At 61.5% G+C, this 3,960-nt stretch carries 4 protein-coding genes; 2 read left to right on the forward strand and 2 right to left on the reverse strand.

Going from position 1 to position 3,960, the window contains the following annotated elements; translation table 11 throughout:
- Nucleotides 1-589, reverse strand: a 589-nt coding sequence (locus NP534_RS25985) for an amino acid permease (protein ID WP_274100628.1), incomplete at its 3' end; no start/stop codon positions are given.
- A gap of 13 nt (nt 590-602) precedes the next feature.
- Complete coding sequence (locus tag NP534_RS25990; RefSeq protein WP_274100629.1) at nt 603-2,204, reverse strand: mechanosensitive ion channel family protein; 1,602 nt, start codon at nt 2,202-2,204, stop codon at nt 603-605.
- Between the two features lie 288 nt (nt 2,205-2,492).
- Between NP534_RS25990 and NP534_RS25995 the strand changes: the two genes are divergently transcribed.
- Both NP534_RS25995 and NP534_RS26000 read left to right on the forward strand, forming a co-directional pair.
- On the forward strand, nt 2,493-2,837 hold the full coding sequence (locus NP534_RS25995; RefSeq protein WP_274100630.1) for a transcriptional regulator: 345 nt from the start codon (nt 2,493-2,495) through the stop codon (nt 2,835-2,837).
- Nucleotides 2,837-3,960, forward strand: a 1,124-nt coding sequence (locus tag NP534_RS26000; RefSeq protein ID WP_274100631.1) for a type II toxin-antitoxin system HipA family toxin, incomplete at its 3' end; no start/stop codon positions are given. The genes NP534_RS25995 and NP534_RS26000, both read left to right, overlap by 1 nt.

Below are 3,960 nucleotides of genomic sequence, written 5' to 3' on the forward strand. Positions count from 1 at the left end.
GTATGGCCTTGCCGATGGCCTCGGAAAGCGGCAACGCGTTGGGGTTCCAGGCAGCCTGGAGCAGGTCGGGCTTGAACCAGAACCAGCCGATGATGCTCAGCCCCGCAACGGGGATGATGACACCCCAGACCGTGATCGCACCGATCTTGCCGGTGATGTTCGGGCCGCCAAAGTTGGCGACGATGGTCAGCCAGATCAGCCCCACGGTGCCGATGAACAGCGGTACGGCACCGGTGCCCAACCAAGGCACGAAGGCGGTCATGTAGCCCACCGCAGAAATTGCCACCGCCACGTTGGCGATCGCCAGCGACAGAAAGTACAGGTAGGAGCAGAGAAAGAAGCCTGATTTTGCGTGGGCTTCTTCGGTATAGGCCGACAAGCCGCCAGAGCGCGGGCAGAAGATGCCGCATTGAGCAAAACAGTAGGCAATGGCCATCGAACCAATCGCGGTGAAGGCCCATGACAACAGCGACACCGCGCCCAGTTGCGCCATGTTGGTGGGCAGCATGATGATGCCCGACCCCATCATGTTGACCGTCACCAGCGTGGTAAGGCCCATCAGGCTCATCTTCTTGCTTGGGTCCGTCATCGCAAACTCCCTTTCAAGGCTTGCTGGCTGGCTGCGGATGTTCTGGCTTGGCAGGGTCGGCGTACCACTGCTCCCTTGGCACCCACTTGGCCTGCAGCGGGTCGCCGAGGTAGTGGGGCGACATGATCTGCACGCCGTACTCGTTGAAAACGTCCTGGATATTGGCGTGCAGCAGGCTGAGGAGGAGGGCGCGTGGCCTGGGCTGCGACGGAACGGCCTGGGCCACCAGGCGGTACTCCGGATAAAAATCCGACAGCGCCGTCTGGAACACCTGGGGTTCGGGCTTTGCCAGTACGCCATCGGTACGCCTGGCCGCCTCCAGCAACATCGCTTCGACCTGCCGCCACGGCGTGTCGTAGCCGATGGTCACCACCGTATCGACCACATAGCCTGGCCCCTCGACGATGCGTGAGTAGTTTTTCGTCACGGTGCCCGTGATCATCGAATTGGGCAGCGTCAACACCTCGCCAAGGCCGGTGCGGATGGTGGTGGTGAACATGCCCACCTCGGTCACCGTGCCTTCATAGTCGCCCACGCGCACGAACTCCCCGGCGCGCAGCGTCCTTGTATAGGTGAGAATCAGCCCGGCCGCCGCCTGGCCGACGACACTGGTGGCACCGAGCGAAATCATCAGCCCGAGCAGTACCGACAGGCCCTTGAACGCATCGGTGCCAGAGCCAGGCAGGTACGGGTAGGCCATCACCAGGGCAAACAGCCAGATCGCCAATGAAGTCAGGCGCATGGTGGGCTGCAGGGTTTCTTCGTTGAGCCACTTCAACGTGCCCGGCCGTGCCATGCGCCGCAGCACCCGCTTGGAAAACGCGCTGATACCCCGGGCAATGAAGAAAATCGACAGGGCAACGGCAAGCCCGGGGATGGCGTGAAGGATGCCGCTGACCAGGTAGCTGACCAGCTCCATCAGGTAGACATTCAGGCTTTCGCCCCACGCCCGGGTGTAAGGGAACTGCGACAGCACGAAGCCCAGCCACTGGTAGCAGAGCAACAGCAGCACCAGCCAGTACACCAGCCACAGCGAACGATCGGCCAGGTAGTAGAGGTTCTGCAGGTCGAACAGGGGTGTTTGACCCACCCTGAAACGCTCGGAATGCTTGCCCATCAGCCTGGGCAGCAGCCCCAAAAGCTTGCGCCGCACACCTCGCGCGCCCTTGACCAGCAGCATGAACACCAAGGTGGCCGCAGCCGAATAGCCGACGGCATTGAGCAGAAAACGCACGCTGCGCGCCTGGCGTGTTTCCTCGACCACCAGGCGCAGGTTCTCTGCGGCCAGCTCGGCGGCTTCGCGCGCGGTGATATCGTTGGCGGCGGCGTCCTGCGGCGTGACGATGAACGCGCGCCGATCGCCCAGCAGCACCAGGTAACTGTTCAGGATAGCGTCGATTCTGATGCCTTGGTCATCTTCATCCTGCAACGCTTCTTCAATGGCCGACTTGGCCCGCAGTGCTCGAACCTGTGGTGTTTCACCCAGCAAGGTGGCCCGAAAGACAAATACCGTGCGGTTGATGATCTGCAGCGCTGCAGGCTCAGGGGTGGCAGCATCGGCTGCCGTCGCTGAAGGCTCCAGGCCCTCTGCATGGAGGAGGGTTGAGCACAGCATCTGTACCGCCAGAGCCAGCCAACACACTTGCCTGAATCCACGCATGATCCTCATGCTTCGCTCCCCTGCGACCCGAGGTTGGGCTGCTTCCAGCATAGTCGGGTTTCTGGCCTGCCCGGTATCGCATCCACGGGTAGCCACCCAAGCAAACATCAATCTATAAAGTCAACCAAGGTGAGCCTTATTTGCTTTAAGGCCTACGGTAACGAGCTTTATCAGCATCGTAAAAAATTGTAATGCGTGCTATGGTTTGCCTTATGACACTTAATGTTAGTGCTGGTAGGCTTTATGAATGACTTTTTCCCCGTCGCCTGCGCCGATACCCTCAGTAAAATAGGGCTTCTGGTCAAGGCAAAGCGCCTGTCACTCGGTTTACGCCAATCAGACCTCACGGCAGCAATCGGCGTCTCCGCGCATACCCTTCGCAAGATCGAAGGCGGCTCCGCACTCGTGGACCTGCGTTCTTTCATGCTGGTGTTATGGCGCCTGGGCATCAGCGACACGGTCTTCGCCTCGCTGGAGGGCATTGAAAAAACCTCCCAGATCACCCGTTTCAGTGATGACGACGATGCCCACCAGAGCCTCGCATCCCGCCGCGTGCGGCTGGCAAAACCCAAGCCCGAGGAATTCTGATGTCCCGTGCCTACATCTATATGGATCACCCCGAGACGGGTGAGGTCATCACGCTTGGCCGGCTGACCCTCAAAGGCAAGCTCGGTGAGTTCCTCTATGCGCCTGACCATGTGGCGCGAGGTGGCTGGGTACCCGACCCCATCAATTACCCCCTGCGTGCCGAGCCCTACACGGGGATCGCCAAGAACCGCGGCATACCCGGCTTCATCAATGACGCCATGCCTGATGGCTGGGGCGAGCGGCTGCTGCATCGGGCGTACGGCCAGGAACTGGGCACCCTCGACTTCTTACTCAAGTCACCGAACAACGACCGCGTCGGCAACCTGATGGCGGGTGGCGCAACCATGCCCGCACCTGGCCTGGGCGACGGCGCGGTACCCACCTTGAAAGGCTTGGCCAAATTCGTCGCCGCGTGCGAGGCGGTGTACGACGGCCAGCTCGACGCCGAGTCGGTGGCAACCCTCAACGTCCGCCAACAGCGTTCCGCCTTGGGCGGCGCGCGCCCCAAACGCACGCTGCAGGACAACGGCATGCTGATCCTGGCCAAGCCCCGTGATCGCTACGACCACTACGACCTGCCCTCCATCGAATATGCCTGCATGACCTTTGCAGCAGGGCAGGGCTTGAACGTGGCAAAAACCGCGCTGCATGCCGAAAACCCTTCAACCTTGCTGATCGAACGCTTCGACCGCACGCCAATTGCGCAGGGCGCCCGACGCATTCCCATGCTCAGCGCATTGACCCTGCTGGATTCGGAATGGAACGGCGCACACCATCGGGATTGGCGCTACGCCGCCGTAGCCGATGAAATGCGCCGGCGGGGTGTGCCCGATGCTGATCTGCAGGAGCTGTTCAAACGCATGTGCTACAACGCCCTGGTGGGGAACTCTGACGACCATCCACGCAACCATGCAGTGATCTGGGTGGCAGGCGGGTGGCGTCTGTCGCCGATGTACGACGTACTGCCCATGCTCGAAGAAGGGCCGGCACAAACCTTGGCTATGGCTGTTGGCCGTGAGGGCAGCCAGATCAGCCGCGCCAACCTGCTCAGCCACCACGCTCACTTTGCCCTGACGCGGGAGCAGGCCGAGCAGGAGGCGCGGCGTCCAAGTCCTCGGATAAA

It is taken from the genome of Pseudomonas sp. 39004 (genome assembly GCF_028682155.1).
GTDB lineage: Bacteria > Pseudomonadota > Gammaproteobacteria > Pseudomonadales > Pseudomonadaceae > Aquipseudomonas > Aquipseudomonas capeferrum.